The sequence below is a fragment of the Limnohabitans sp. genome, from assembly GCF_031539175.1.
Lineage (GTDB): Bacteria > Pseudomonadota > Gammaproteobacteria > Burkholderiales > Burkholderiaceae_C > Limnohabitans.
The window spans coordinates 35932-60324 of the sequence record NZ_JAVKLQ010000001.1; the positions used below are offsets into that span (position 1 = coordinate 35932).

Here is a 24393-nt window from a genome sequence, read left to right on the forward strand (position 1 = left end):
CACATGGAATTTCAAAAGACCCCCGGCTGGATGGACTGGTACACCGGCCCCAGCAAACCCAAATTCAAATTGCCTGCAGGCGCTGTGGATGCACACTGCCACGTGTTTGGCCCAGGCAACGAGTTCCCTTACGCACCCGAGCGCAAGTACACCCCGTGCGATGCCTCCAAGGCCCAGCTCTACGCTTTGCGTGACCACCTTGGCTTTGCGCGTAACGTGGTGGTGCAAGCCACCTGCCACGGTGCAGACAACCGCGCCATGGTGGATGCCTTGGTCAGTTCCGGTGGCAAAGCGCGTGGCGTGGCCACTGTCAAACGCAGCGTGACCGAAGACGAATTGCAAGCCATGCACGACGCGGGCGTGCGCGGTGTGCGCTTTAACTTTGTGAAGCGCTTGGTCGACTTCACGCCCAAAGACGAATTGCTTGAAATTGCCAAACGCGTTCAGATGTACGGCTGGCATGTGGTGATTTATTTTGAAGCGGTCGACTTGCCCGAGTTGTGGGACTTCTTCACGGCTTTGCCGACCAATGTGGTGGTGGACCACATGGGCCGTCCCGACGTGACCAAACCTGTGGATGGTCCTGAGTTTGAGTTGTTTGTGAAGTTCATGCGCGAGCACAAAAACGTGTGGAGCAAGGTGACCTGTCCCGAGCGTTTGTCGGTGTCTGGCCCCAAGGCTTTGAACGGTGAACAAAACGCTTACCAAGACGTGATTCCCTTTGCCAAGCGCATCGTGGACGAGTTTCCAGATCGCGTGATCTGGGGCACCGATTGGCCACACCCCAACCTCAAAGACCACATGCCTGATGACGGCTTGTTGGTGGACTTCATCCCGCACATCGCAACCACGCCTGAGCTGCAAAAGAAACTCTTGGTGGACAACCCCATGCGCCTGTACTGGCCAGAGGAGAGTTTTTAATGGCACTCGACAAACCCTACACAGACGTTCCCGGCACCATCATTTTTGATGCCGAGCAGTCGCGCAAAGGCTACTGGCTCAACCAGTTCTGCATGTCGCTCATGAAAGCCGAGAACCGCACGCGTTTCAAAGCCAACGAGCGCGCTTACCTCGACGAGTGGGCCATGACCGAAGAACAAAAGCAGGCCGTGCTGGCCCGTGATTTGAACTGGTGCATGCGCACGGGCGGCAACATTTACTTCCTCGCCAAAATCGGTGCGACCGATGGCTTGAGCTTCCAACAAATGGCAGGCTCCATGACCGGCATGACCGAAGAGGAATACCGCAACATGATGATCCACGGCGGCCGCTCCGTCGAAGGCAATCGCGTGATTGGTGAAAACGGCGACGCGCAAGCGCAGAACCAGCCTCAAGGCGCAGGAAAGAAATAACCATGGCAAAAATCACCGCATCCGTTTACACCTCTCACGTGCCCGCCATCGGCGCTGCGTTGGACCTCGGTAAGACACAAGAAGACTACTGGAAGCCAGTTTTTGCTGGCTACGACTTCTCCAAGCAATGGATGAAGGACAACAAGCCCGATGTGATCTTCTTGGTGTACAACGACCACGCCACAGCGTTCAGCTTGGACATGATCCCAACGTTTGCCATCGGCACAGCAGCGGAATACAAACCTGCCGATGAAGGCTACGGTGCACGTCCCGTGCCTGTGGTGAAAGGCCATCCCGAGTTGGCGTCCCACATCGCACAGTCTGTGATCCAACAAGACTTCGACCTGACCATCGTCAACAAGATGGATGTGGACCACGGCCTGACCGTGCCTTTGTCGTTGATGTGCGGCGAGCAAGACCCTGTCAAAGGCGCATGGCCTTGCCCCGTCATTCCATTCGCCGTCAACGTGGTGCAATACCCTGTGCCCAGCGGCCAGCGTTGTTTCAATCTTGGCCAAGCCATTCGCAAAGCCATTGAGAGCTACGACGAAGACATCAATGTGCACATCTGGGGCACAGGTGGCATGAGCCACCAGTTGCAAGGTGCGCGTGCGGGCCTGATCAACCGCGAGTGGGACAACAACTGGCTCGACTTGATGATCAACGACCCCGTGGCCTGTGCGCAAGTGCCACACATTGACTACGTGCGCGAAGCCGGTAGCGAAGGCATTGAGTTGGTCATGTGGTTGATTGCACGCGGTGCCATGTCTGACATTCAAGACGGCAAAGTCACGGGGCCAGCGCCCAAATTGAAGCACCGTTTCTACCATGTGCCTGCATCCAACACGGCGGTCGGTCACGCGATCTTAGAGAACGCATAAGTCATCAAGAGGAAAACAACATGAGCAAAACCATCAAAGTCGCCTTGGCTGGCGCTGGTGCCTTCGGCATCAAACATTTGGACGGCATCAAAAACATCGACGGCGTGGAAGTCGTGTCATTGATCAGCCGTGATCTCGAAAAGACCAAAGAAGTGGCTGACAAATACGGCATCAAGCACGTCACCACCGATTTGGCCGACAGCTTGGCCTTGCCTGAAGTCGATGCCGTGATTTTGTGCACCCCCACACAAATGCACGCCGCACAAAGCTTGGCTTGTTTGAAAGCCGGTAAACACGTGCAAGTGGAGATTCCTTTGGCCGACAGCTGGAAAGACGCCGAGGAGGTCGTGCGCGTGGCCAAAGAAAAAGGCTTGGTCGCGATGTGTGGCCACACCCGTCGTTTCAACCCCAGCCACCAATGGGTCCACAACAAAATCAAAGCCGGTGAATTCAACATTCAGCAAATGGATGTGCAAACCTACTTCTTCCGCCGCACCAACATGAACGCGTTGGGCCAAGCCCGCAGCTGGACCGACCACTTGCTGTGGCACCACGCGGCCCATACCGTGGACTTGTTCGCTTACCAAGCAGGCAGCCCCATCGTCAAAGCCAATGCGGTGCAAGGCCCGATCCATCCCACACTGGGTATCGCGATGGACATGAGCATTCAGCTCAAAGCAGCCAATGGCGCGATTTGCACCTTGAGCTTGTCGTTCAACAACGACGGCCCCTTGGGCACCTATTTCCGCTACATCGGCGACACGGGTACCTACTTGGCCCGTTACGACGACCTGTACACCGGCAAAGAAGAGCAAATCGATGTGTCCAAAGTGGCGGTGTCCATGAATGGCATCGAGTTGCAAGACCGTGAGTTCTTTGCAGCCATCCAAGAAGGTCGCGAGCCAAACTCCAGCGTGGCTCAAGTGCTGCCTTGTTACAAGGTGCTGCATGAGTTGGAGTTGCAACTCAACGCGTGAGGCATTGGGCAAGCATCGCCCAAACCGCGTTGCAAAGAAAAGGAGCCGTCAGGCTCCTTTTTTTATGCTTTAAGGGTTTTCATGGGATGGCCGAAAAATCAATTGTCGGACAATTATTTTTCAAAGTTGATGAACAACAACCAGGAGACCCCCATGAGCTTTTTCCAACGTCGTCACTTCGTCAGTGCCTTGATGGCCAGCGTGGTTGGCCTTGTTTGCACCTTGCCAGCGCATGCGCAAGAGGGCACACCTGCCAAAATCATCGTGGGTTTTCCGGCGGGCGGCTCTTTCGATGCGATCGCGCGTTTGTTGGCAGACAAGCTCAAAACGGAACTCAACCGTCCGGTGGTGGTGGACAACAAAACGGGCGCAGGTGGGCGTATCGCGGTGGATGCACTGAAGGCGTCACCCGCAGACGGCAGCGTCGTGATGTTGGGCCCCGACGCCTTGACTGTTTTTTACCCCTACACCTTCAAAAAGCTCAGCTATGACGTGAAAAAGGACTTGGTGCCTGTGGGCACGGTGGCTGAGTTCGCCTTTGGCTTTGCGGTCGGCACGGCCCCCAAAGTCAACACGTGGGCCGACTATGTCGCTTGGGCTAAGAAAAATCCGAAGGATGCCAATTACGGCATACCTGCGTTGGGGGCGCCTCACCATTTTTATGGCATCTTGCTTGGGCAAGCGATTGATGTGCCGATGCAAAACGTGCCTTTCCAAGGCAGCGCGCCGATCATGTTGGCTTTGATGGGGGGACAAATCAGTTCATCGTTTGACGTGGCGACGAGTCAGGTGGAGTCGCACCGTGCAGGCAAGGTCAAGATCTTGGCCGTCACGTCGGAGGCACGCATTCCTCAAGCCCCCGATGTGCCGACGTTCACCGAATTAGGTTTGCCCAATGTCACGGGCATGGGCTTTAACGCTTTGTATGCCCCCGCCAATACCCCTGTCAGTGCCGTGACCACATGGAACCAAGCGCTGGCGAAAGTGATGGCGCTGCCGGATGTCAAAGAAAAGCTCAATGTCATGGGTTTTTTACCTGTGGGTAAATCGCCCCAAGAGTTGGTGGACCGCCAGACGACTGCCGCTAAAAAGTGGGAGCCCATCATCAAAGCATCGGGCTTCACCGCTGACTGACGGCCACGCCGCGTGCCTGCATGACACCTGCTTACAGCATTGTGTCTGACGATCTGCGCCAACGCATTGTGCGTGGCGAGATTCCAGAAGGGCAGTCGTTGCCCATCGAGGCCGACTTGTCGGCCCATTTTGGTGTGCACCGCTCGACCATCCGTGAAGGCCTTCGACAGCTGGAGCAGGACGGTCTGATCAAGCGCGTGGGCAAGCGTTTGGTGGTGACGATCCCGCAACACCACGATTTGGCCCAAGCTGCCGAGCGTGCACTGCGCATGCATCAAGTGACTTACCGCGATGTTTGGGAGGTGGCTTGCACCTTGGAGCCCATGTGTGCCAGCCTCGCGGCGGCGCGCATCAACGATGCTGAGTTGGCTTTGTTGGCGCACAACTTAGAACGCACCCGTGCTTTGGTGCAAAGTGGTGAATCGCCGATTGCTGCGACCATTGAATTCCAATCCTTGGTGGCTGAAGCGACACACAACCAAGCCTTGTTGCTTGCACGCGCACCTGTGAGCTTGCTGATGCGCTCAGGCTATGCCTCCATTGCCCCGGCCTTGCCTCAGTCTGGCGCACGCCTCTTGGAGGCGCATCAGCAGGTGTGGCAAGCGCTCAAGCAACGCGATGCCAAAGCGGCTGTGGAATGGACACGCAAGCATTTGATGGACCACCAACGCGGGTTGGAATATGCCGGTGTGGACATGGATTCGGCCATCCCCGAGGTGCTTGATCATTCTCGTCAATCAAAGTGAGCAATTCGGCCATTGCTGCACAGACAGCGGCTGCTTAGACTGAATTTGAACTTTTGGAATTTTTATGTCCCTTCACGCATCCAATTCACCATCGGCTGACCGCGCGCAGCAAGCCCCTTTGCAGGGGGTGCGTGTGCTCGATCTGACGCGTTTGTTGCCGGGGCCTATGTGCGCGCTACATCTGGGCGATCTGGGGGCTGAGGTGATCAAGGTGGAAGACACTGGGGCCGGTGACTATGCCGCTGAAGCGGTGCGTCAGTTGGTCAATCGCAACAAACGGTCGATCTGCATCAACCTCAAGCAAGCCAGTGGCGTGGCGTTGTTGTTGCGACTGTGCGAGCAAGCCGATGTGTTGATTGAAGGCTTTCGTCCTGGCGTGATGGAGCGCCTTGGCGTTGGCTATTCGGCCATTCAAGCGGTCAACCCACGGCTGGTGTACTGCAGCATCAGTGGGTATGGACAGACAGGACCTGAAAAGGACGCGCCGGGGCACGATGTGAACTACTGCGCGCTGACGGGGGTTGCCGATCAAATGGGCACTGCGCAAGATTTGGCCCTCTCCAATGTGCCGGTGGCCGATTTGTTAGGCGGCACGATGACCGCTGTGATGGGCATCTTGGCTGCTTTGTTTGACGCGTCGCGGACCGGTCAGGGGCGGCATGTTGACATCGCCATCGCCGATGGGGTGTTGGCGCATGCTGTGGTGCCTTTGGCGGGCGTCAACACACGCGGTGCCACCCAAGCGCCTGGGGCAGACAAGCTCACAGGCGCGTTGCCTTGCTATGCCACATACCGAACCCTTGATGCGCGTTTTGTGGTGGTGGGGGCACTGGAGAAAAAGTTTTGGGACACCTTCTGTGTGCTGATTGAGCGTCCCGATCTTCAGCCCATGCACCATCCCCTCACGCCTGAGCAATCGCATTGGGTGCGTGAAGAACTGACCCAACTCATTGGTGCACAGACGTGGGCGTATTGGCGCGAGAAATTAGAAGGGTCTGACTGCTGCGTCACGCCTGTGCTGAAGCTGGAGGAAAGCCTTTCGCACCCGCAGTTCGTGGCGCGCGGCATGGTGTTGCCTGGGCAATCTGCAGCGGGCAAACCGTTTGTGCAATTTGGCAGCCCTGTGCAGATGACGGGCTTTGACTTTGCGATTCGCTATCCCGCCCCAGCACAAGGGCAGCACACGACAGAGATTCTTTTGCAAGCGGGCTACCCGAGCAATGAGGTCGATGCCTTGATGGCACAAGGCACAGTCGCTTGAGATACGCCAACTGATTCCATCATGGCAGCCACCACTCACCACACCGTTGCGATTGCCCAAGTGACGCAAATTTTGCAAGGGGCGTTGCAACGTGGCTTAGATGTCAATGTTTTGTTGCTGCGCGCTGGCATTTCTCCTAGCCTGCTTGATTCACCTGTGTCACGCGTCACCCAAGGCCAATACGCCGCCTTGATGTTGGTCTTGCGTCGCGTCACGCGCGATGAGTTGTGGGGGTTGTGCAGCCGCCCCTTGAAGCTCGGGAGCTTTGTGCAATCGTGTCGCATGCTGGTGCACTGCCGAACCTTGGGCGATGTCTTGACCCAAGGCTTCCAGTTCTATCACCTCATGCTCGACGACTTTGTGCCGCGTGTGCAAATTTCACAAGGTGTGGTTTCGGTGCGTTTGACGCCACGTGCTGCGCACACCCCACAAGTGGCCTATGCCAAACGCACGTTTGGTTTTTATTGCTACGGCTTGGCCTGTTGGTTGGTGGCCAGACGTATTCCTTTGCTGGATGTGATTTACCCAGAAGCTGACGCCCAGTACACGTCAGACGCAGGGCGCTTGTTTCAGGCCCCCTTGCGCTTTGAGCGTGATTCCATGGGCTTTCGTTTTGAGGCCTCATGGCTAGATTTACCCGTGGTGCAAACCCCGCAAAGCTTGGCTGAGTTCTTGCGGCAAGCGCCTGCGAGTTTGATCGTGAAGTACCGCGATCAAACCAGTTTGACCGAGCGCATTCGTCGTTTGTTGCGCCGCAGTTTGGCGCAAGAGTTGCCCTCGTTAGAGGATGTGGGGCATGCCTTGGCGATGACGCCACAAACCTTGCGCCGTCGCTTGCGTGATGAAGGGCAGGGCTACCAAAGCATCAAAGATGATTTGCGTCGCGACGTCGCCATTGAGTATTTGGGTCAACCCGATTTGACCTTGCTCGACATTGCCAACCGCCTTGGATTTTCGGAGGCCAGCACCTTTCACCGCGCCTTCAAGGGGTGGACGGGTGTCTCGCCCGGGGCCTATCGCCAAACCCATTTTTGATCTTTTTTGCCAATCATTTTGGTCTGATCGGTGATTGAAGTTGTGTGTGTTGAGTTTCACACTCGCATCCAACGCAACACATTTTCAGGAGCACAAATGACCCGTATGCAAAGAGCTGTTCACGTGGTGGGTGTCGGCATGATTCCATTCACCAAACCCGGCGCCAGTGAACCCTATACCGTTATGGGTGCTCGCGCCGCCAAACTGGCGTTGGATGATGCCGGTGTCGGCTACGAGCACGTGCAACAAGCTTACGTGGGCTATGTGTATGGTGACTCCACGTCGGGTCAAGCCGCTATCTACGGCGTTGGCTTGAGCGGTATTCCCGTCTTCAACGTCAACAACAATTGTTCCAGCGGCTCTAGCGCTTTGTTTTTGGCACGGCAAGCGGTGGAAAGCGGCATGGTCGAATGCGCCATCGCCTTGGGCTTTGACCAAATGGTGCCCGGTGCCTTGAAAGGCGCGTACGACGACCGTCCATCGCCCATGCAACGCTTCGCTGATGTGATGAACACACACCAAGGCTACCAAACCGACGTGCCGCGTGCCGCCCAATTTTTTGGCGGTGCTGGCCGCGACTACATGGGGCAATACGGCATTCGCCGCGACACCTTTGGCCGTATCTCGGTCAAGGCGCGTCAACATGCAGCACGCAATCCCTTGGCCGTGTTTCGTCAAACCTTGACGCTGGATGAGGTCATGGCGTCGCCCAGCGTGTTTGACCCATTGACCCGTTATCAGTGTTGCCCACCCACATGTGGTGCTGCGGCAGCCATTGTGTGTTCGGCAGACTTCGCGAAGAAACACAAGCTCGACATGCGGGTGGTCATTGCCGCCCAAGCCATGACCACCGACACGCCCAGCACCTTCGAGACCAACGACATGCGTCGCGTGGTGGGCTACGACATGACCGCGGCTGCGGCCAAGCAGGTGTATGAAGCCGCAGGCATTGGCCCTGATGCGCTGGATGTGGTGGAGTTGCACGATTGCTTCACCGCCAACGAACTCATCACCTACGAAGCCTTGGGGTTAACGCCTGAAGGCACGGCTGAAAAATTCATCTTGGACGGCGACAACACCTACGGCGGGCGTGTGGTCACCAACCCGTCGGGTGGCTTGCTCTCGAAGGGGCATCCATTGGGGGCGACAGGTTTGGCGCAGTGTGCCGAGTTGGTTTGGCAGCTGCGAGGCCAAGCCGATCAACGCCAAGTCGAAGGGGCGCGATTGGCGCTGCAGCACAACCTCGGCTTAGGCGGCGCGTGCGTGGTGACTTTGTATCAAGCCGTTTGAGAGGCTGCCCATGATTGACAAGAAATTCATCGGGCACACCATGCCCGCTTTTGAGGTCTTGGTCGAAAAAGGGCGCCTGCGCTTTTTCGCCAAAGCCACGGGGCAGACCGACTTGGTCTACACAGACGACGCTGCCGCCCGTGCCGCTGGGCACCCAGCCTTGCCGGTCCCTCCCACTTTTTTGTTTTGCTTGGAGATGGAGTCGCCCGACCCCGCCGCAATCCGCAATCTGTTGGGCATGGACTACCGCAAGCTCTTGCACGGTGAGCAGGGATTTACCTTTCACCGCATGTCCTATGCGGGTGATGTGCTGCGCTTTGAGCAGCGTATCGAAGACATCTACGACAAAAAAGGTGGCGCCCTTGAATTTGTCGTGCGCAAAACCCGCGTGACCAACCAACGTGGTGAGCCCGTGGCCGATCTGCGCGCTGTGACGGTTTTGCGCCATGCTTAAGGAAACACCGATGACGCTCCCTTCTTTTGACGCTCTGAGTGTGGGCGACACCATTCCCGTGCTCACGTTGCCACCTGTCTCGCGCCTCACGTTGGCGCTGTACTGCGGCGCATCCGGTGACCACAACCCGATTCACGTGGACACCGACTTTGCCCACACGGCCGGCCTGCCTGACGTGATTGCTCACGGCATGTTGTCCATGGGCTGGCTGGCACGCTTGCTCACCAACTGGGTGCCGCAATCCGCCATTCGCGATTACAGCGTGCGCTTTGCCGCCATGACCCAAGTGCACGAAAAAATCACCTGCACAGGCGAAGTGACCGAGAAATTCGAAGTCGATGGCGAACGCCGTGTGCGCCTGTCCCTGACCACAGTCAACGCCGAAGGTCAGATCAAGCTGGCTGGCGACGCTGTCGTAGCGCTGGCCTGAACCTATTTTTAAAAATCACATTTCAAAGGATTTTCATGACTCGCAAACTCGAAGGCCAAGTGGCCCTGGTCTCAGGCTCTGGTCGCGGCATTGGCCGTGAAATCGCGCTCAAGCTCGCCAGCGAAGGCGCACGCGTCGTCATCAACGACCTCGACCAAGCCCCAGCCGAGCAGACGGTGGCCGACATCGTGGCCAGCGGTGGTCAGGCCGTGGCCTGCATCGGCAGCGTGACCGACACCGACTTTGGCGAGCGTTTCGTCAAGACCGCGCTCGACGCTTTTGGCGGCATCGACATCATCGTCAACAACGCTGGGTACACCTGGGACAACGTGCTGCAAAAGATGAGCGACGAGCAGTGGGAAGCCATGCTCGCTGTGCATTTGACGGCACCGTTCCGCATCTTGCGCGCAGCCTCGGGCTTCATCCGCGAAGCGGCCAAACGCGAAGCCGAGGCAGGCACGGTCAAGCACCGCAAGGTGGTCAACATCTCGTCCACCTCGGGCGTGTACGGCAACGCAGGCCAGGCCAACTACGCGGCGGCCAAAGCCGGCATCAACGGTTTGACCAAAGCCATGGCCAAAGAGTGGGGCCGCTACAAAGTCAACGTCAACAGCGTGGCCTTTGGCCTGATCATGACGCGCCTGACACAACCCCTGACAGCAGGCGATGCGAGTGTGGACATCCAAGGCCGCACCATCGCAGTGGGCGTGCAGCCCGACCGCCTCAAGGCCGCAGAAGCCACCATCCCGCTGGGCCGTGGCGGCACACCCGAAGAAGCCGCAGGCGCGGTTTACATGTTCTGTATCCCTGAGTCCAACTACGTCAGCGGCCAGGTGTTGGTTTGCGGCGGCGGCCGTCCCTGAGGCGCGTATGGACAGCATCCTCACCTTCCCCCGCAGTGTGTTCCGTGACGATCACGAGATGCTGCGCACGACTGTGCGCCGCTTTCTGGAGCGCGAATGCAAACCTCGCCAAGCCCAGTGGGACAAAGACGGCAAGGTCGACCGCGAAACCTGGCTCAAGGCCGGGCGCGAAGGCTTGTTGTGCGCCACCATGGACCCCGAGTGGGGCGGTGGCGGCGGTGACTTTGGCCATGCCGCTGTGATCGTTGAAGAGATCGGCCGCTCTGGCGTGGGGGGCTTAGGTTTTGGTTTGCACTCCGATGTGGTGGCGCCCTACATCGAGCGTCTGGGCACACCAGAACAAAAGCAGCGTTGGCTGCCCAAGTGCGCCACCGGCGAAGTGATCCTCGCCATTGCCATGAGCGAGCCGGGCGCGGGCAGTGACCTCAAGGCCATCCGCACCACGGCCCGCCGCGAGGGCGACGAGTACGTCATCAATGGCGCCAAGACCTTCATCTCGAACGGCCTGAACTGCGACTTGGTGGTGGTGGTGGCCAAGACCGAGCCCGAGCTGGGCGCCAAGGGCGTGTCGCTGATCTTGGTCGAGGCCGACCGCGCTGGTTTTCGCAAAGGCCGCAAGCTCGAAAAAATGGGCCAAGAAGCGGCCGACACCGCCGAGCTGTTTTTTGAAGACGTGCGCGTGCCCGTCAGCAACATCTTGGGCGAAGAAAACAAAGGCTTTGCCTACCTCATGCAAGAGCTTGCGCAAGAGCGCTTTGTGATCGCGCTGGGTGCAGCCGCCAAGATGGAAGCCATGTTTGACGAGACCGTGCGCTACACCAAGGAGCGCGTGGTGTTCGGCAAGCCGCTGTTTGACTTTCAGAACACCCGCTTCAAACTGGCCGAGATCAAAGTCCGCACCACCGCCGTGCGCATGATGGTGGACCAGTATTTGGGCGAACACCTGCGCCGCAAACTCACCGTGCAAGAAGGGGCCATGGCCAAGCTGTTTGCCACCGAAGAGCTGGGCAAGGCGCTCGACGAGTTGCTGCAGCTGTACGGCGGCTACGGCTACATGATGGAGTACCCCATCACCCGTGCCTTTGTTGACTCGCGTGTGACCCGCATTTATGGCGGCACCAGCGAGGTCATGAAAGAGCTGATTTCGCGAAGTCTGTGATCACTCCCTTGTGACCCTCCACACCGCATCTGCCCGGAAAACCGCTCATGTCCACATCGTCCTTGCCCTATTGGCCTAAAGGGGTGCCGCGCGCCTTGTCCCTGCCGCAGGTGCCGCTCACGCATTACCTGCAGGTGGCCGCTGAGCGCTACCCCGACAAGCCTGCCGTGATCTTTTGCGGCAGCACGCTGAGCTATGCAGCGTTGCTGTCGCGGGTCGAAGCGCTGGCGGGCTACCTCACCCAACGCTTGGGCGTGCAGCGCGGAGACCGGGTCTTGCTGATGAGTCAGAACTGTCCACAATACCTGGTGGCCTACTACGGCATCATGCGCGCGGGGGGCGTGGTGGTGCCAGTCAATGCCATGTGTAACGAGAGCGAAATCCGTTACTTCATGCAAGACAGTGGCGCACGCGTGGCCATGGTGGCACAAGAGCTGCTGCCCCAGATCATGCCGCTGGTGAAGCCCGACATGACCGATGCCTTGCAGGCGGTGCTGGTGCATGTTTACTCTGAAGGTCTGCCCGAACAAGCGGTCAGCGACGACGTGCCCGACGTGGTGCTGGCGCCGCGCCAGTGGACTGAAACCCCGGGCTTGCACGGGCTCGAAGACGCCATCGCACAGGCCTTGCCCGCGCCCGCGCAGCACCCCGACAGCCAAGACCTGTGTGTGCTGCCTTACACCTCGGGCACGACAGGTCACCCCAAGGGTTGCATGCACACCCACGCTAGCGTGTTGGCCTCCAACATGGCCTCGCAGGTCTGGCGCGGTCTGCACATGGACTCGGTGTTTTTGGCTGTGGCGCCACTGTTTCACATGTTGGGCATGCAAGGCGGCCTGAATGTGCCCATCACGCTGGGTGCCACCGTGGTCATGCTGCCCCGCTGGAACGCGGCTTCAGCAGCCCGTCTGATTGAGCATCACCGTGTCAGCGCTTGGGCGGCTCCACCGGCCATGCTGATCGACTTCTTTTCCAACCCTGCTGCCGCGCAGCGCGACCTGAGCAGTTTGGCGGTGTTGTCGGGCGGCGGTGCAGCCATGCCGGAGTCGGTGGCCAATGTGCTGCAAGCGCGTTTTGGCATCGCCTACAACGAAGCCTATGGCATGACCGAGACCGCGTCATTTTTGCTGGGTAACCCGCTGACACGCGGCAAGCGCCAGTGTCTGGGTGTGATCACGCCCGGCGTGGACGCGCGCATCGTGGACCCAGAAACACTGCGCGAATTACCGGTGGGCGAGGTGGGTGAATTGGTCGCTTGCGGCGCACAACTGATGCGCGGCTATTGGCAAAACGAGCCAGCCAACCAGGCGTCATTTGTCGAACTGGATGGGAAAACGTTTTTCCGCACGGGGGATCTGGCCAGTGTCGACGAAGAAGGTTATTTCTTTATGCGCGACCGCCTCAAGCGCATGGTCAACGTTTCGGGCTTCAAGGTTTGGCCGGCTGAAGTTGAAAACACCCTGTACGAACACCCAGCCGTGCACGAGGCGTGCGTGATCGCAGTGCCCGACGCCAAACGCGGCGAGAACGTGATGGCGTTGCTGGTGCTCAAGCCCGAATTCAAAGGCCAACTCACCGAGCAAGCGGTCATCGACTGGGGGCGTGAACGCATGGCCGTTTACAAAGCCCCGCGCATCGTTCGCTTTGTCAACAGTTTGCCCAAATCCGGCACCGGAAAAATTTTGTGGCGCGAGTTACAAGAGGCAGAGCGCCACGCATCAGCCACGGATACCGCACCCACCACGAACCCCTTGTGAAGGACTGAGCGATGACTGATTTCAAAACCATCCAATTCAATGTCAGCAACCAAGTCGCCACGCTGACGCTGGACAACCCCAGCAAACGCAATGCACTTGACCCCGCCATGCGCGTCGAAGTCTCTGCGGTCGTGATGCGCATTCGCCGTGACCCCAGCATTCGTGCATTGATTTTGACGGGCGCGAACGGTCACTTCTGCGCAGGCGGTGATTTGAAAAACATCGCGACTGTCGGCTTGGACAACCAAGGCTGGCGTCATCGTCTGCAAGATTTGCATGCCTGGCTGCAAGAGCTGTTGACCTTGGACCGTCCCGTGATTGCCGCCGTCGACGGAGCGGCGGCAGGCGCCGGTTTCAGCTTGGCCTTGGCCGCAGACTTTGTGCTGGCCACGCCACGTGCACGCTTTTGCATGTCATTTTTGAAGGTGGGATTGGTGCCGGATTGCGGAGCTTTCTACACCTTGCCCCGCATCGTGGGCGTGCAACGTGCCAAAGAACTGATGCTCTCGGCGCGCGATGTCGAAGGCCCAGAAGCTTTGCATTTGGGGTTGGTGATGGAGTTGCATGAGCCCGACGCCTTGATGGCGCGCGCCCAAGCCTTGGCTGCCAGTTTTGTCCATGCCTCGCCCATGGCTGTGAGTCTGATCAAACGCACGTTTGCAGGCTGGGGGGGCGATGTGTCGACCTCGCTAGAAAACGAGGCCAATGCCCAAGCTTTGGCGATGGGAACCCAAGAACACAAGACCGCGGTGAACCGCTTTCTCAACAAAGAGCCACTGCCGTTTCAGTGGCCGGTCAACAAATAAAAACACATTGAAAAAGGAGATGAAGATGAGCAACGCACAAACAAGTCACGCACGCATGGTTGAAGGCAAAGTGGTGGTGGTCACGGGCGCAGGTGGCGGTATCGGCCGCGACATCGCCTTGGCCATGGCCCGTGAAGGGGCCAAAGTGGTGGTCAACGACATTGGCGCTTCGGTATCCGGCGAAGGCAATGACGCTGGCCCTGCGCAAGCCGTGGTGAACGAAATCAAAGCCTTGGGCGCAGAGGCCGTGGCCAATACCGACAGCGTGTCTGAAGCTGCGAGCGCAGGCCGCATCATCCAAACTGCGCTCGACACCTTTGGCCGTGTCGACGTGGTGGTCAACAACGCAGGCATTTTGCGCGACCGCTTTTTCCACAAGATGAGCGTGGACGAGTGGGACGCCGTCATCAAGGTGCACCTCTACGGGGCTTTCCATGTCAGCCGTGCAGCAGCCACGCACTTCAAAGAGCAAGGCAGCGGCAATTACATCCACATGACGTCTACTTCGGGTTTGGTGGGGAACTTTGGCCAAGCCAACTATTCCGCAGCCAAGTTGGGTGTGGCGGCCTTGTCGAAGTCGATTGCCTTGGACATGCAAAAGTTCAACGTGCGTTCCAACTGCATTTCGCCGTTTGCTTGGAGCCGCATGATTGGTTCTATCCCCACCGAAACGCCCGAAGAGCAAGCGCGTGTTGAGCGCATCAAACAGATGACGCCCGCCAAGATTGCACCTCTGGCCGTGTGTTTGGCCAGCGACAGTTCGGCCCATGTGAATGCGCAGATCTTCGCGGTTCGCAACAACGAGATTTTTCTCATGAGCCAGCCGCGCCCTGTGCGCTCGGTGCACCGCAGCGAGGGCTGGACGCCGCAGACGGTGCTCAACCACGCCATGCCCGCACTGCAGGCCAGCTTCTTCGACTTAGAGCGCTCGGGCGATGTGTTCAGCTGGGACCCCGTTTAAGGAGATGACGATGAGCCACACAAACACAGGCGTCCTCGTGCAGCACCAGGCCGCATTGGCCGAAGGGCGATTTCTGATTCAAAAGTGCGACGGCTGCGGTCAGCACATTTATTTTCCGCGTGAAGTCTGTCCGCATTGCGGCAGCGATGCGGTGCAATTCGTCAGTCCCAGCGGACAAGGCACGGTCTACGCCGTGACCACCGTGCGCCGCAAGCCCGCAGAAGGGGGTGACTACAACGTCAGCCTGATTGACCTCGATGAAGGCCCACGCCTCATGAGCCGCGTGGACAACTTGAAACCCGATGGCGTGAAGATTGGCCAGCGCGTGACAGCGCGTGTGGTGGTGGCCGATGACAAAGGTGTGGTGGTGTTCGACGCCGTAGGAGGTGCAGCATGAGCGATGGATTGAAAGCCCTGCGCGGTAGCGCTGCCATTGTTGGCGTGGCCACCTTTGGGTGTGGCGAGGCCCATGGTTTTTCGGAGATGGAATTGTTGGCACGCTCGGCACATGCCGCCGTGGCCGATGCCGGTTTGAAGATGAGCGACATCGATGGGCTGTGTACCGCCAGCGTGGGCTCCACCATGTGGCCCATGCCGGTCATCGAGTACCTCGGTATCCGCCCGAGCTTCATCGACGGCACCATGGTGGGCGGCTCGAGCTTCATTGCGCACCTGTTGCCTGCCATGCATGCCTTGCAATCCGGACAGTGCAATGCCGTGTTGGTTTGCTATGGCAGTACGCAACGCACGGCTACTTTTGGGCGACGCGAAATTGCGCAGGCCCGCCGCTGGATGGATCCGCAACCTTATGAAACGCCTTACGAGCCTTTCAACCCACCCAGTGCTTATGCCTTGGCCGCGTCGCGCCACATGCACCTATACGGCACCACGCGTCGCGACTTGGCCGAAGTGGCGGTGGCCGCACGCCAGTGGGCACAGCGCAACCCCGAAGCCTTCATGCGCGATCCGCTGTCCATCGACGATGTGCTGAACGCACGGATGGTGAGCGATCCGCTGTCAGTGCGCGATTGTTGTTTGGTCACCGACGGTGGCGGTGCTTACGTGCTGGTGCGCGCCGACCGCGCCAAGCACTTGGCCAAGAAACCGGTGTACGTGTTGGGCAACGGCACCGCCTGCTGGAACCGCCAGATCTCGTCCATGCCTGACATCACCGTCACGGCAGCCAGCGAGTCAGGTCGTCAGGCCTATGCCATGGCGGGCTTGTCGGCCAAAGACATGGATGTGGTGGAGTTGTACGACGCCTTCACCATCAACACCTTGTTGTTCTTGGAAGACTTGGGTTTTTGCGCCAAGGGCGAGGCTGGTGCGTTTGTGCAAAACGGTGGCATCGCACCCGGTGGCCATTTGCCAGTCAACACCAACGGCGGTGGTTTGTCGTGTGTGCATCCGGGCATGTACGGCATCTTCGCCCTCATCGAAGCGGTGCGGCAGTTGCGAGGTGAGGGGGGCGAACGGCAAGTGCCTGGCGCCCAGATCGCATTGGCGCACGGCAACGGCGGCACGTTGTCGAGCCAATCCACCGCTATCTTGGGAACGGCTGCTGCGCTGTGAGGCGTTGCGTCAGTTCTGTCTTAACTTTTATGAGTGCCACACACCATGATTCGTGATCCCGAAATACTGAATGCCTTGTTAGATTCTGTGAATCGCTTTGTGCGCGAGCGACTCGTCCCTGCCGAGGCCTTGGTGGCTGAGACTGACGAGATTCCAGACGACATCGTGCAAGAGATGAAAGACATGGGCTTGTTCGGTTTGACCGTGCCTGAGTCTTTCGGCGGCCTTGAGCTGACGATGGAAGAGGAGGTCATGGTCATGTTGGCGATGGGCCAAACTTCGCCGTGCTTTCGCTCGCTGTTTGGCACAACCGTTGGCATTGGTTCGCAAGGCATTTTGTTGGATGGCACGGCCGAGCAAAAAGCCAAGTACTTGCCCAAACTCGCCACAGGGGAGTTGATTGCCTCGTTTGCCCTGACCGAGCCCGATGCCGGTTCTGACGCCGCCTCGTTGCGCACGACGGCGATTCGCGGCACGGATGCTGAGGGGGATCACTACATCGTCAACGGCACCAAGCGCTACATCACCAACTCACCCCATGCAGGCCTCTTCACCCTGATGGCGCGCACCAACCCTGCGGACAAAGGGGCGGGTGGTGTGTCGGCCTTCATCGTCGAAGCCAGCACCCCTGGCATCACGATTGGCAAGGTGGATAAAAAAATGGGTCAGCGCGGCGCACACACCGCCGATGTGATTTTTGAAAACTGTCGTGTGCCTGCTAGTCAACTGATTGGTGGCAAAGAAGGGCAGGGCTTCAAAACAGCGATGAAGGTGTTGGAGAAGGGGCGTATCCACATTGCAGCCATTTGCGTGGGCGTGGCTGAGCGCATGCAACGTGACGCATTGAATTACGCCATCGACCGCAAACAGTTTGGTCAATCGATTGCTGAATTTCAACTGGTGCAAGCCATGTTGGCGGATAGCCAGGCCGAAATCTACGCTGCACGTTGCATGGTGATTGATGCCGCTCGCAAACGCGATGAAGGCCAAGCAGTCGCCACCGAAGCCTCGTGCTGCAAGTTGTTCGCGTCCGAGATGTGCGGACGTGTGGCGGACCGTGCGGTGCAAATCTTTGGAGGTGCAGGTTATTTGAGCGAGTACGGCATCGAGCGTTTTTACCGTGATGTGCGGTTATTCCGTTTGTATGAAGGTACCAGCCAAATTCAACAAATTGTGATTGCCCGTAATTTGGTGCGTGAAGCGACACGCTGAAATTCATTCAATAAAAGAGGAGACAACCATGAAAAATTCTATTTCTCGTCGTGCTTTGATGGCCGGTGCCGTATTGAGTGCTTTCACTGCCGCGGCACCTGTGTGGGCTCAAAACTTTCCAAGTCAACCGATCAAAGTGATCGTGCCTTATCCAGCCGGTGGTGCCACAGATGCATTGGCGCGCATGATGGCGCAGAAGTTAGGCGAGGCGTGGAACACCTCTGTGGTGGTTGACAACAAGCCGGGTGCAGGTGGCACCATTGGCAACAACGTGGTAGCCAAAGCCGCGCCTGATGGGTACACGATTTTGATGACCATCACCGCGATCATTCAGCAGCCTCCGCTGATGAACTTGCCTTATGACCCACTCAAAGACCTGTTGCCCGTGGTGCAAGTGGCGAAAAGCCCCAGCATGTTTGTGGTGCCCCCCAAATCACCCGCCAATAGTTTGAAAGAATTCATTGCCTTGGTCAAAGCCAATCCAGGCAAATACAACTTCGGCACGTATGGCGCAGGTACCTCATCGCACATTCAAGGCGCCTTGCTGAATTTGCAAGGGGGGTTAGACATGGTGCACGTGCCATTTCAAGGGGCCGCACCATTGGTCAACAACATGGTGGGTGGCCAATTGACCTCGGCGTTCATTGATTCGGCTTCTGCCCGTGCCCACCTGAAATCTTTCAAGCCTTTGGCCGTGACGGGTACCCAACGCATGGCCGCACTGCCCGATGTGCCCACGTTCAAAGAGCTGGGCTTTCACTCCTATGAGCCGCTGGGTTGGTTTGGCATGCTCTTGCCTGCCAACACGCCTGCGGCCATTGTGGCCAAGTACTCCGACGAGGCCAACCGCATCTTGCGCATGCCCGATGTGGTGGCGCGCATTGAGGGCTTTGGCTTAGGCGTGGGCGGTGGCAAGCCCGAGGAGTTTGCGCAAGTGATGAAGTCGGATGCGCAGGTCTACGCCAACATCATCAAAGAGGCGGGCATCAAACTCAACCAGTGACCTCCAGGCGGCTAGCGAGCGCGATTCAAGTGTGCCTATATCAATCAATCATCAGGAGACAAAACACATGAGTCATTTCAAATTTTGGGGAATTCGCAGCCATAAGTCGTGTTCACGTGGGTGGCTGGCCTTGCTGCTGCTTTTCCCTCTGGCCCTGTTTGCACAAACACCGGGACAGACCGTGCGCTTGGTGGTGGGTTATGCCGCAGGTGGGCCTGTCGATGCAGCTGCACGCTTGTTTGCACCAGCGCTGTCAAGAGAGTTGGGGCAGTCTGTGGTGGTTGAAAACAGACCGGGTGCAGGCGGTGCGATGGGGGGCGATGCCGTGGCCAAAGCAACACCCAATGGCCTGCTGTTGTTTTTTGCGGCCAGTCCCACGATGACGATCAGTCCGCACATTTTGAAGTCCATGCCGTTTGACACCGCCAAAGACGTGACGCCCATCGCGCCCATCTTGAGCTACGCCAATGTGTTGGTGGTGAACAAAGACCACCCCTTCAAAACGGTCCCCGAGCTCATCAGCTACGCCAAAGCGCATCCGAATAAGTTGGCTTACGGCTCAGCAGGCATGGGTGCGTCTAACCATTTGAGTGGCGAGTTATTCGCATTGCGTACAGGCACCACCTTGACGCATGTGCCTTACAAAGGCAACGCGCCCGCCATGACCGATGTGATCGGCGGACAAATCAACATGATGTTTGACATCATCGGCAGTGCACGCAACTATGTGTCTTCGGGGCGCGTTTTGGCTGTGGCCGTCACCTCGCGTGAGCGCAACGTGTCGATGCCCGATGTGCCCACCATGCGCGAAGCGGGCTTGGCCGATTACGAAGTGGGAGGCTGGTACGGCTTGTATGGCCCCGCCAAGTTGCCCGCTGAGATGGTGCAGCGCTTGAATGACGCCACGCGCAAAGCGTTGGCCAGCGATGATTTGAAAAACAAATGGGCCGAGCAAGGGTATGACTTGTGGGTGGGGCCACCTCAATGGCTGGCTGAGCGTGCGGCGCGTGAGTTGGCGTTGTGGGCCACGGTGACCAAAGGCATTCAGGTTCAATGAACGCTATGAATTTTCAATTCATTCATCAACTGTTTGATGCGCGCGTGGCTGAGGCGCCATCGCAGGTGTTTCTTTCTACGCCAACGGCCGATTTCACATTGGCTGACTTGTCCGCTTGGGTCGATCGTTTGGTGGTGGAGTTGCAGTCTGACGGCGTGCGTGCGGGGGACCGCGTGCTCATCGTGGCAGAGAACTGTCCGGAGCACGTGGCCTTGATCTTGGCGTGCAGCAAGGTCGGGGCTTGGTCGTGCGGGGTGAATGCGCGCATGTCACGCGGCGAAGTGAGCTTGTTTGTACAGAAGGCGGACCCCCGCGTGATGTATTTCACCAGCGAGGTGTCGACGGCCGCTCGTGCCCATGCGCAAGAAGCAGCTGCCCGTGGCAGTGTGCTGACGGGGCTGCAGCGCAGTGCTGTGCGCACGCATGCGGTGGCCGAGGAGGGCGAGTTGGCACAGCGCGTGGCAGCCATCATCTTCACATCGGGCACCACGGGCACGCCTAAGGGCGTGTTGGTGTCGCATCAGGGCTTGTTGAAGTTTGGTCGCGTGTCAACCGAGTCGCGCCAACTCACCCAAGCTGATCGCTCGTATGCTTATTTGCCGATGACACACATTTTTGGTTTGGGCACAGTGCTGATGGCTTCTTTGTATGCGCGTGCAGCTTTGGTCATGCGCAGCGCATTTGATCCTGCCGATGTGTTCAACGCATTGGCGGAAGGTGGCGTCACGCAATTGCAGGGACCACCCGCCATGTTCACGCGTTTGTTGGCGTGGTTGGATACGCAGGGCATCGAACACCCTGTTTGCCCTGATCTGCGCTACGTTTACACCGGCGCTGCACCGTTGGATTTGAAGCTCAAACGTGCGGTGGAACATCGCTTTTCAAAGCCTTTGCATCACGGCTATGGCTTGTCTGAATATGCAGGCGCTTTGTGCTTAGGCCTTTTGAATGTGGCCAGAGATGACACCTCGGCCGGTTATTTGGTGGACGGTGCCGAACTGCGCATCGTGAACGAACAAGGCCGAGATGCAACGACAGACGAGCGCGGTGAGATTTGGATGCGTGGCGTTGGCTTGATGCCCGGTTACTTTCGCGATGTCGCCGCGACGTCGCAAGTGATGCGTGATGGGGGCTGGTACGCCAGTGGCGACATTGGCTACTTGGACGAGACAGGTGCTTTGTTTGTGGTGGGGCGTCTGAAAGAAATGATCATTCGCTCGGGCTTCAATGTGTACCCCGGCGAGGTGGAGTCGGTGCTGGCCCAATTTCCAGGCGTGCAGCGTGCCGCGGTGGTCGGACGGCCCGTGTCAGATGGCAACGAAGAAATCATGGCTTTCCTAGAAATGCAACCCAACGCAGCGCTGGACCGTGCCGCGTTAGAGGCCTTTGTGGCGGACCATTTGGCACCCTATAAACGCCCGTCACAAACGGTGGTGAGCGATGTGTTTCCCATGACGCTGAGCGGCAAAGTGCTCAAGCGTGAGCTTTTGGCTTCTTTTGAAGCGCAACCTCAATAAGGACCGTGTTGTGTACTTGACCCAAGGTTTACATCGCGCCGTACAACGGCACCCAGACACCATCGCCTTGACCCATGTGAGTGACGCAGGTGAACGGCATTGGACCTTTGCCGAAGTCTTGGACGCTGTGGGGCGTCAAGCCGCTTATTTGCAAGCCCGTGGCATACGCGCCAATGACCGCGTGGCATTGCTATCCCCTAACTCCGATCACTTGATTCAAGCGATTCTGGCGTGTTGGTGGCTGGGTGCTGTGGCGTGTCCGATGAACACACGTTGGAGCGAAGCGGAGCTGGAATATGCCTTGAAAGACAGCGATGCCGTGCTTTTGTTGCACGACGTCAGTTTGCCAGCGCCCAAAGGCTTTTCGCCTTGTTTGAGCTTGACGGATTTGGCGAAGTCTTCTGCCGCCATGCAACCCGTGCCAGACACGCGCACCGGTGGGGCGGCGTTGGCCTCGCTGCTCTACACAGGCGGCACCACGGGTCGATCGAAAGGGGTGATGTTGACCCACGCCAACTTCTGGTCGGCCTCTATGACGCGAGGTGCTGAGCTGAATAATCCGCCAGATTCGGTGTCGTTGTTGGTGGCTCCTTTGTTCCATGTCGCGGGCCTAGGGCGCATGATCGGTCAGATGATTGTGGGTGGCCGTTGGTTGACGATGGCGCAGTTCAGAACACCTGCCGTGTTGGCCGCCATTGAGCGCTTCGGCATCAACGACACCATCGTGGTGCCCAGCATGTTGCAAGCCTTGTTGGATGACGCGAACTTTGACGCAGCCAAGTTGCAGTGCTTGGATCGTATTGCGTTTGGTGCCGCGCCCATGCCGCCTGATTTACTCAACCGGGCATTGGCAACGTGGCCCAAGGCTGAGTTTTTTCAAGCATATGGATTGACCGAAACAGCGGGCGCTGTGTGCATCAACTTGCCCGTGAACCACCGCGCACAAGGTGACGCGCGTGCGTTGCTGAATTCTGTTGGCCACGCGGGTTTGGGGGCCGAGATTCAGGTGGTGGATGAGTTGGGCCAAGAAGCGCCGCGTGGTCAAGTGGGCGAGATTTGGGTGCGAGGCCCCATGATCATGCAAGGCTATTGGAAACAGCCCGACGCCACGGCTGCCGCATTTGTCGATGGTTGGTTTCGAACGGGTGACTTGGGGCGCATGCGTGAAGACGGGTATTTGTTCATCGTGGACCGCCTCAAAGACATGATCATCACTGGTGGTGAAAACGTGTACTGCGCCGAAGTAGAGGCTGTTTTGCGTAACCACGCGGATGTGGCCCAGGCTGCGGTGATCGGTGTTCCCGATGTGAAGTGGGGCGAGGCCGTGCACGCAGTGATCGTGTTGACCAGCACCGCGAGTTTGTCTGCAGACGAGATGGCGGCTGCTTTGCGTGCCGATTGCCATCAAACGTTGGCGGGTTACAAATGCCCACGCAGCTTCAGCTTTGTCTCGGAATTGCCCATGTCTGCCGCTGGGAAGATTCTTAAAAATGCATTACGTGAACGTGTGCGCGCATGAAGCCCGTCACACCTGATAACCCTTTGGACGTGTTCTCACAAACACCGTTCATGCGCTTGCTGGACATGAAACGGGCGTTCTCTCAAGCAGGGCACGCTCGCATCACGTTGGATCCTTCGGCAGAGGTTGGCAATGTGATTGGCGCGGTGCACGGCGGCGTGGTGTCCACCATGCTCGATGTGGCCATGGCCAGCGCCGCCGTGTCTTGCGTGAATTTCACCCGTACGGTGGTGACGCTCAATCTGACCACCAATTTTCTGGCGCCTGGACGTGGCTTGTTGACCGCCGATGGTCACGTCTTGCACCACGACAACGCGGTGGTCTGGTGCAGCGCCAAGGTCACCGATGCGCAGGGGCAAACCATTGCACAAGCCCATGGTTCTTTTCGATTTTTAGAGCATCCCAAACCCACGGCCACGATTAACCCATGAGGAAATAACGATGAAGTCATCTCTTTTGAACCGTATGCGTCGTCAGGCTGTGGTGGCCTTGTGTTGCCTAGGCTTTTTGCACGGCGGCGTTGCTGCATGGGCGGCTGACCCCTTTCCATCGAAACCTATTTCCTTGGTGTTGCCTTTTCCGCCGGGTGGCTCGGTCGATCCGGTGTTTCGTTCTTTGGCTGAAGCCGCTTCCCGCGAGTTAGGGCAGCCGGTGGTGTTGATGCATCGCCCCGGCGCTGGCGGCATCATGGGCACAGCTTCTGTGGGGGCCATGAACGAAGCCGATGGTTACACCTTGGCGGTCATGCACAACTCGGTGATTCGTGCGCCGCTGGTGCAAAAAGTGAACTTTGATCCTTTGCGCGACTTCACTTATATCGCTGGATTGTTTGGTTTGAGCACGGGAGTGTCGGTCGCGATGGATGCGCCTTGGAAAAACTTGGGTGAAGTTTTGGCCGATGCAAAAAAGCAGCCCGGTATGTTGAGTTGGGGCAATGTGGGGGCGATCAGCATCAACCGCATTTATGCCGAGCGTTTGGGCAAACTCGCTGGCACGAGTTTCAACATGGTGCCGTTCAAGGGCGGCTCTGAGGCGTTCACCACGTTGATTGGCCGGCATTTGGATGTGTATGGCGATCCTGGTTTCGGGGCTCAGGTGCAAGGTGGCAAAGTCCGACTGTTGGCCACATTCACGGCTGAGCGTCTCAAGCGTTACCCCCATGTGCCCACAGTGAAAGAGCTGGGCTATGACTTGGTGATTGAGTCGCCCATGGGGCTGGTGACGCCCAAAAATTTAGATCCAAAAATTGCAGCGCGCTTGGTGAGTGCTTTGGCGGATTCAAGGACGAAGTGCAACAAAGATGAACTGGTTATAGGTGGCTGAGGATGCGAGAGCATCATGGCCGCTTTAACCGCCAAATCGAAATTGCCCAATGTACAAGCACCTCAGCCGAGAAGAACGATACCA

25 protein-coding genes are annotated in these 24393 nt (G+C 58.0%); all 25 read left to right on the plus strand.

The genetic code is table 11. The features are described 5' to 3' along the window. Positions 1-3 precede the first annotated feature (3 nt). Positions 4-921, plus strand: coding sequence for an amidohydrolase family protein (locus RMS95_RS00175; protein ID WP_310642659.1), 918 nt, complete (start codon positions 4-6; stop codon positions 919-921). Continuing rightward, the gene (gene ligA, locus RMS95_RS00180) at positions 921-1352 is read left to right on the plus strand and encodes a protocatechuate 4,5-dioxygenase subunit alpha (RefSeq protein ID WP_310642660.1); all 432 of its coding nucleotides are present in this window, start codon (positions 921-923) and stop codon (positions 1350-1352) included. Before RMS95_RS00175 ends, ligA begins: the two co-directional genes overlap by 1 nt. Before the next feature lie 2 nt (positions 1353-1354). After that, positions 1355-2233 carry a class III extradiol dioxygenase subunit beta gene (locus tag RMS95_RS00185; RefSeq protein ID WP_310642661.1) on the plus strand — a complete coding sequence of 293 codons (879 nt, stop codon included), beginning with the start codon at positions 1355-1357 and terminating at the stop codon, positions 2231-2233. Between the two features lie 20 nt (positions 2234-2253). Further along, a complete protein-coding gene (locus tag RMS95_RS00190) occupies positions 2254-3210 on the plus strand; it encodes a Gfo/Idh/MocA family oxidoreductase (protein ID WP_310642662.1) in 957 nt (318 codons plus the stop codon). Positions 3211-3363: 153 nt separating this feature from the next. After that, positions 3364-4344, plus strand: a complete 981-nt coding sequence (locus tag RMS95_RS00195) for a Bug family tripartite tricarboxylate transporter substrate binding protein (protein WP_310642663.1) — start codon at positions 3364-3366, stop codon at positions 4342-4344. Positions 4345-4364: 20 nt separating this feature from the next. After that, the gene (locus tag RMS95_RS00200; protein WP_310642664.1) at positions 4365-5090 is read left to right on the plus strand and encodes an FCD domain-containing protein; all 726 of its coding nucleotides are present in this window, start codon (positions 4365-4367) and stop codon (positions 5088-5090) included. Between the two features lie 64 nt (positions 5091-5154). Continuing rightward, complete coding sequence (locus tag RMS95_RS00205) at positions 5155-6351, plus strand: CaiB/BaiF CoA-transferase family protein (RefSeq protein WP_310642665.1); 1197 nt, start codon at positions 5155-5157, stop codon at positions 6349-6351. A gap of 21 nt (positions 6352-6372) precedes the next feature. Beyond that, the gene (locus tag RMS95_RS00210; protein ID WP_310642666.1) at positions 6373-7386 is read left to right on the plus strand and encodes an AraC family transcriptional regulator; all 1014 of its coding nucleotides are present in this window, start codon (positions 6373-6375) and stop codon (positions 7384-7386) included. A 105-nt stretch (positions 7387-7491) separates the two neighbouring features. Next, the gene (locus tag RMS95_RS00215) at positions 7492-8676 is read left to right on the plus strand and encodes a lipid-transfer protein (RefSeq protein WP_310642684.1); all 1185 of its coding nucleotides are present in this window, start codon (positions 7492-7494) and stop codon (positions 8674-8676) included. Positions 8677-8686: 10 nt separating this feature from the next. Next, complete coding sequence (locus RMS95_RS00220; RefSeq protein ID WP_310642667.1) at positions 8687-9130, plus strand: MaoC family dehydratase N-terminal domain-containing protein; 444 nt, start codon at positions 8687-8689, stop codon at positions 9128-9130. 10 nt (positions 9131-9140) lie between these two features. Further along, complete coding sequence (locus RMS95_RS00225) at positions 9141-9560, plus strand: MaoC family dehydratase (protein ID WP_310642668.1); 420 nt, start codon at positions 9141-9143, stop codon at positions 9558-9560. A 35-nt stretch (positions 9561-9595) separates the two neighbouring features. Continuing rightward, positions 9596-10423, plus strand: a complete 828-nt coding sequence (locus RMS95_RS00230; RefSeq protein WP_310642669.1) for an SDR family NAD(P)-dependent oxidoreductase — start codon at positions 9596-9598, stop codon at positions 10421-10423. Positions 10424-10430: 7 nt separating this feature from the next. Beyond that, the gene (locus RMS95_RS00235) at positions 10431-11582 is read left to right on the plus strand and encodes an acyl-CoA dehydrogenase family protein (RefSeq protein WP_310642670.1); all 1152 of its coding nucleotides are present in this window, start codon (positions 10431-10433) and stop codon (positions 11580-11582) included. A gap of 47 nt (positions 11583-11629) precedes the next feature. After that, positions 11630-13339, plus strand: a complete 1710-nt coding sequence (locus RMS95_RS00240) for a long-chain-fatty-acid--CoA ligase (protein ID WP_310642671.1) — start codon at positions 11630-11632, stop codon at positions 13337-13339. Positions 13340-13350: 11 nt separating this feature from the next. Then, positions 13351-14145 (plus strand): enoyl-CoA hydratase/isomerase family protein, encoded by a 795-nt coding sequence (locus RMS95_RS00245; RefSeq protein WP_310642672.1) that lies wholly within the window; start codon positions 13351-13353, stop codon positions 14143-14145. Positions 14146-14200: 55 nt separating this feature from the next. Next, the gene (locus tag RMS95_RS00250) at positions 14201-15106 is read left to right on the plus strand and encodes an SDR family NAD(P)-dependent oxidoreductase (protein WP_310642685.1); all 906 of its coding nucleotides are present in this window, start codon (positions 14201-14203) and stop codon (positions 15104-15106) included. 10 nt (positions 15107-15116) lie between these two features. Then, complete coding sequence (locus RMS95_RS00255) at positions 15117-15503, plus strand: OB-fold domain-containing protein (RefSeq protein ID WP_310642673.1); 387 nt, start codon at positions 15117-15119, stop codon at positions 15501-15503. Then, positions 15500-16678: a thiolase gene (locus RMS95_RS00260; RefSeq protein ID WP_310642674.1), complete on the plus strand. Its 1179-nt coding sequence runs from the start codon at positions 15500-15502 to the stop codon at positions 16676-16678. The genes RMS95_RS00255 and RMS95_RS00260 overlap by 4 nt, the downstream gene beginning before the upstream one ends. A 45-nt stretch (positions 16679-16723) precedes the next feature. Next, complete coding sequence (locus tag RMS95_RS00265) at positions 16724-17890, plus strand: acyl-CoA dehydrogenase family protein (RefSeq protein ID WP_310642675.1); 1167 nt, start codon at positions 16724-16726, stop codon at positions 17888-17890. Between the two features lie 28 nt (positions 17891-17918). Further along, positions 17919-18893, plus strand: coding sequence for a tripartite tricarboxylate transporter substrate binding protein (locus RMS95_RS00270; RefSeq protein ID WP_310642676.1), 975 nt, complete (start codon positions 17919-17921; stop codon positions 18891-18893). A 67-nt stretch (positions 18894-18960) separates the two neighbouring features. Further along, a complete protein-coding gene (locus RMS95_RS00275) occupies positions 18961-19950 on the plus strand; it encodes a tripartite tricarboxylate transporter substrate binding protein (protein WP_310642677.1) in 990 nt (329 codons plus the stop codon). Between the two features lie 5 nt (positions 19951-19955). Then, on the plus strand, positions 19956-21467 hold the full coding sequence (locus RMS95_RS00280) for a class I adenylate-forming enzyme family protein (protein WP_310642678.1): 1512 nt from the start codon (positions 19956-19958) through the stop codon (positions 21465-21467). Between the two features lie 10 nt (positions 21468-21477). After that, entirely contained in the window at positions 21478-22986 is a 1509-nt protein-coding gene (locus tag RMS95_RS00285) for an AMP-binding protein (RefSeq protein ID WP_310642679.1), read from the plus strand. Further along, complete coding sequence (locus RMS95_RS00290) at positions 22983-23417, plus strand: PaaI family thioesterase (protein ID WP_310642680.1); 435 nt, start codon at positions 22983-22985, stop codon at positions 23415-23417. Before RMS95_RS00285 ends, RMS95_RS00290 begins: the two co-directional genes overlap by 4 nt. A 10-nt stretch (positions 23418-23427) precedes the next feature. Next, positions 23428-24309: a tripartite tricarboxylate transporter substrate binding protein gene (locus RMS95_RS00295; protein ID WP_310642681.1), complete on the plus strand. Its 882-nt coding sequence runs from the start codon at positions 23428-23430 to the stop codon at positions 24307-24309. Positions 24310-24393 lie beyond the last annotated feature (84 nt).

Bases quoted from the DNA above. Each gene is read 5' to 3' on its own strand.
- RMS95_RS00175 (WP_310642659.1), top strand. From the start codon at position 4: ATGGAATTTCAAAAGACCCCCGGCTGGATGGACTGGTACACCGGCCCC.
- ligA (WP_310642660.1), top strand. From the start codon at position 921: ATGGCACTCGACAAACCCTACACAGACGTTCCCGGCACCATCATTTTT.
- RMS95_RS00185 (WP_310642661.1), top strand. From the start codon at position 1,355: ATGGCAAAAATCACCGCATCCGTTTACACCTCTCACGTGCCCGCCATC.
- RMS95_RS00190 (WP_310642662.1), top strand. From the start codon at position 2,254: ATGAGCAAAACCATCAAAGTCGCCTTGGCTGGCGCTGGTGCCTTCGGC.
- RMS95_RS00195 (WP_310642663.1), top strand. From the start codon at position 3,364: ATGAGCTTTTTCCAACGTCGTCACTTCGTCAGTGCCTTGATGGCCAGC.
- RMS95_RS00200 (WP_310642664.1), top strand. From the start codon at position 4,365: ATGACACCTGCTTACAGCATTGTGTCTGACGATCTGCGCCAACGCATT.
- RMS95_RS00205 (WP_310642665.1), top strand. From the start codon at position 5,155: ATGTCCCTTCACGCATCCAATTCACCATCGGCTGACCGCGCGCAGCAA.
- RMS95_RS00210 (WP_310642666.1), top strand. From the start codon at position 6,373: ATGGCAGCCACCACTCACCACACCGTTGCGATTGCCCAAGTGACGCAA.
- RMS95_RS00215 (WP_310642684.1), top strand. From the start codon at position 7,492: ATGCAAAGAGCTGTTCACGTGGTGGGTGTCGGCATGATTCCATTCACC.
- RMS95_RS00220 (WP_310642667.1), top strand. From the start codon at position 8,687: ATGATTGACAAGAAATTCATCGGGCACACCATGCCCGCTTTTGAGGTC.
- RMS95_RS00225 (WP_310642668.1), top strand. From the start codon at position 9,141: ATGACGCTCCCTTCTTTTGACGCTCTGAGTGTGGGCGACACCATTCCC.
- RMS95_RS00230 (WP_310642669.1), top strand. From the start codon at position 9,596: ATGACTCGCAAACTCGAAGGCCAAGTGGCCCTGGTCTCAGGCTCTGGT.
- RMS95_RS00235 (WP_310642670.1), top strand. From the start codon at position 10,431: ATGGACAGCATCCTCACCTTCCCCCGCAGTGTGTTCCGTGACGATCAC.
- RMS95_RS00240 (WP_310642671.1), top strand. From the start codon at position 11,630: ATGTCCACATCGTCCTTGCCCTATTGGCCTAAAGGGGTGCCGCGCGCC.
- RMS95_RS00245 (WP_310642672.1), top strand. From the start codon at position 13,351: ATGACTGATTTCAAAACCATCCAATTCAATGTCAGCAACCAAGTCGCC.
- RMS95_RS00250 (WP_310642685.1), top strand. From the start codon at position 14,201: ATGGTTGAAGGCAAAGTGGTGGTGGTCACGGGCGCAGGTGGCGGTATC.
- RMS95_RS00255 (WP_310642673.1), top strand. From the start codon at position 15,117: ATGAGCCACACAAACACAGGCGTCCTCGTGCAGCACCAGGCCGCATTG.
- RMS95_RS00260 (WP_310642674.1), top strand. From the start codon at position 15,500: ATGAGCGATGGATTGAAAGCCCTGCGCGGTAGCGCTGCCATTGTTGGC.
- RMS95_RS00265 (WP_310642675.1), top strand. From the start codon at position 16,724: ATGATTCGTGATCCCGAAATACTGAATGCCTTGTTAGATTCTGTGAAT.
- RMS95_RS00270 (WP_310642676.1), top strand. From the start codon at position 17,919: ATGAAAAATTCTATTTCTCGTCGTGCTTTGATGGCCGGTGCCGTATTG.
- RMS95_RS00275 (WP_310642677.1), top strand. From the start codon at position 18,961: ATGAGTCATTTCAAATTTTGGGGAATTCGCAGCCATAAGTCGTGTTCA.
- RMS95_RS00280 (WP_310642678.1), top strand. From the start codon at position 19,956: ATGAATTTTCAATTCATTCATCAACTGTTTGATGCGCGCGTGGCTGAG.
- RMS95_RS00290 (WP_310642680.1), top strand. From the start codon at position 22,983: ATGAAGCCCGTCACACCTGATAACCCTTTGGACGTGTTCTCACAAACA.
- RMS95_RS00295 (WP_310642681.1), top strand. From the start codon at position 23,428: ATGAAGTCATCTCTTTTGAACCGTATGCGTCGTCAGGCTGTGGTGGCC.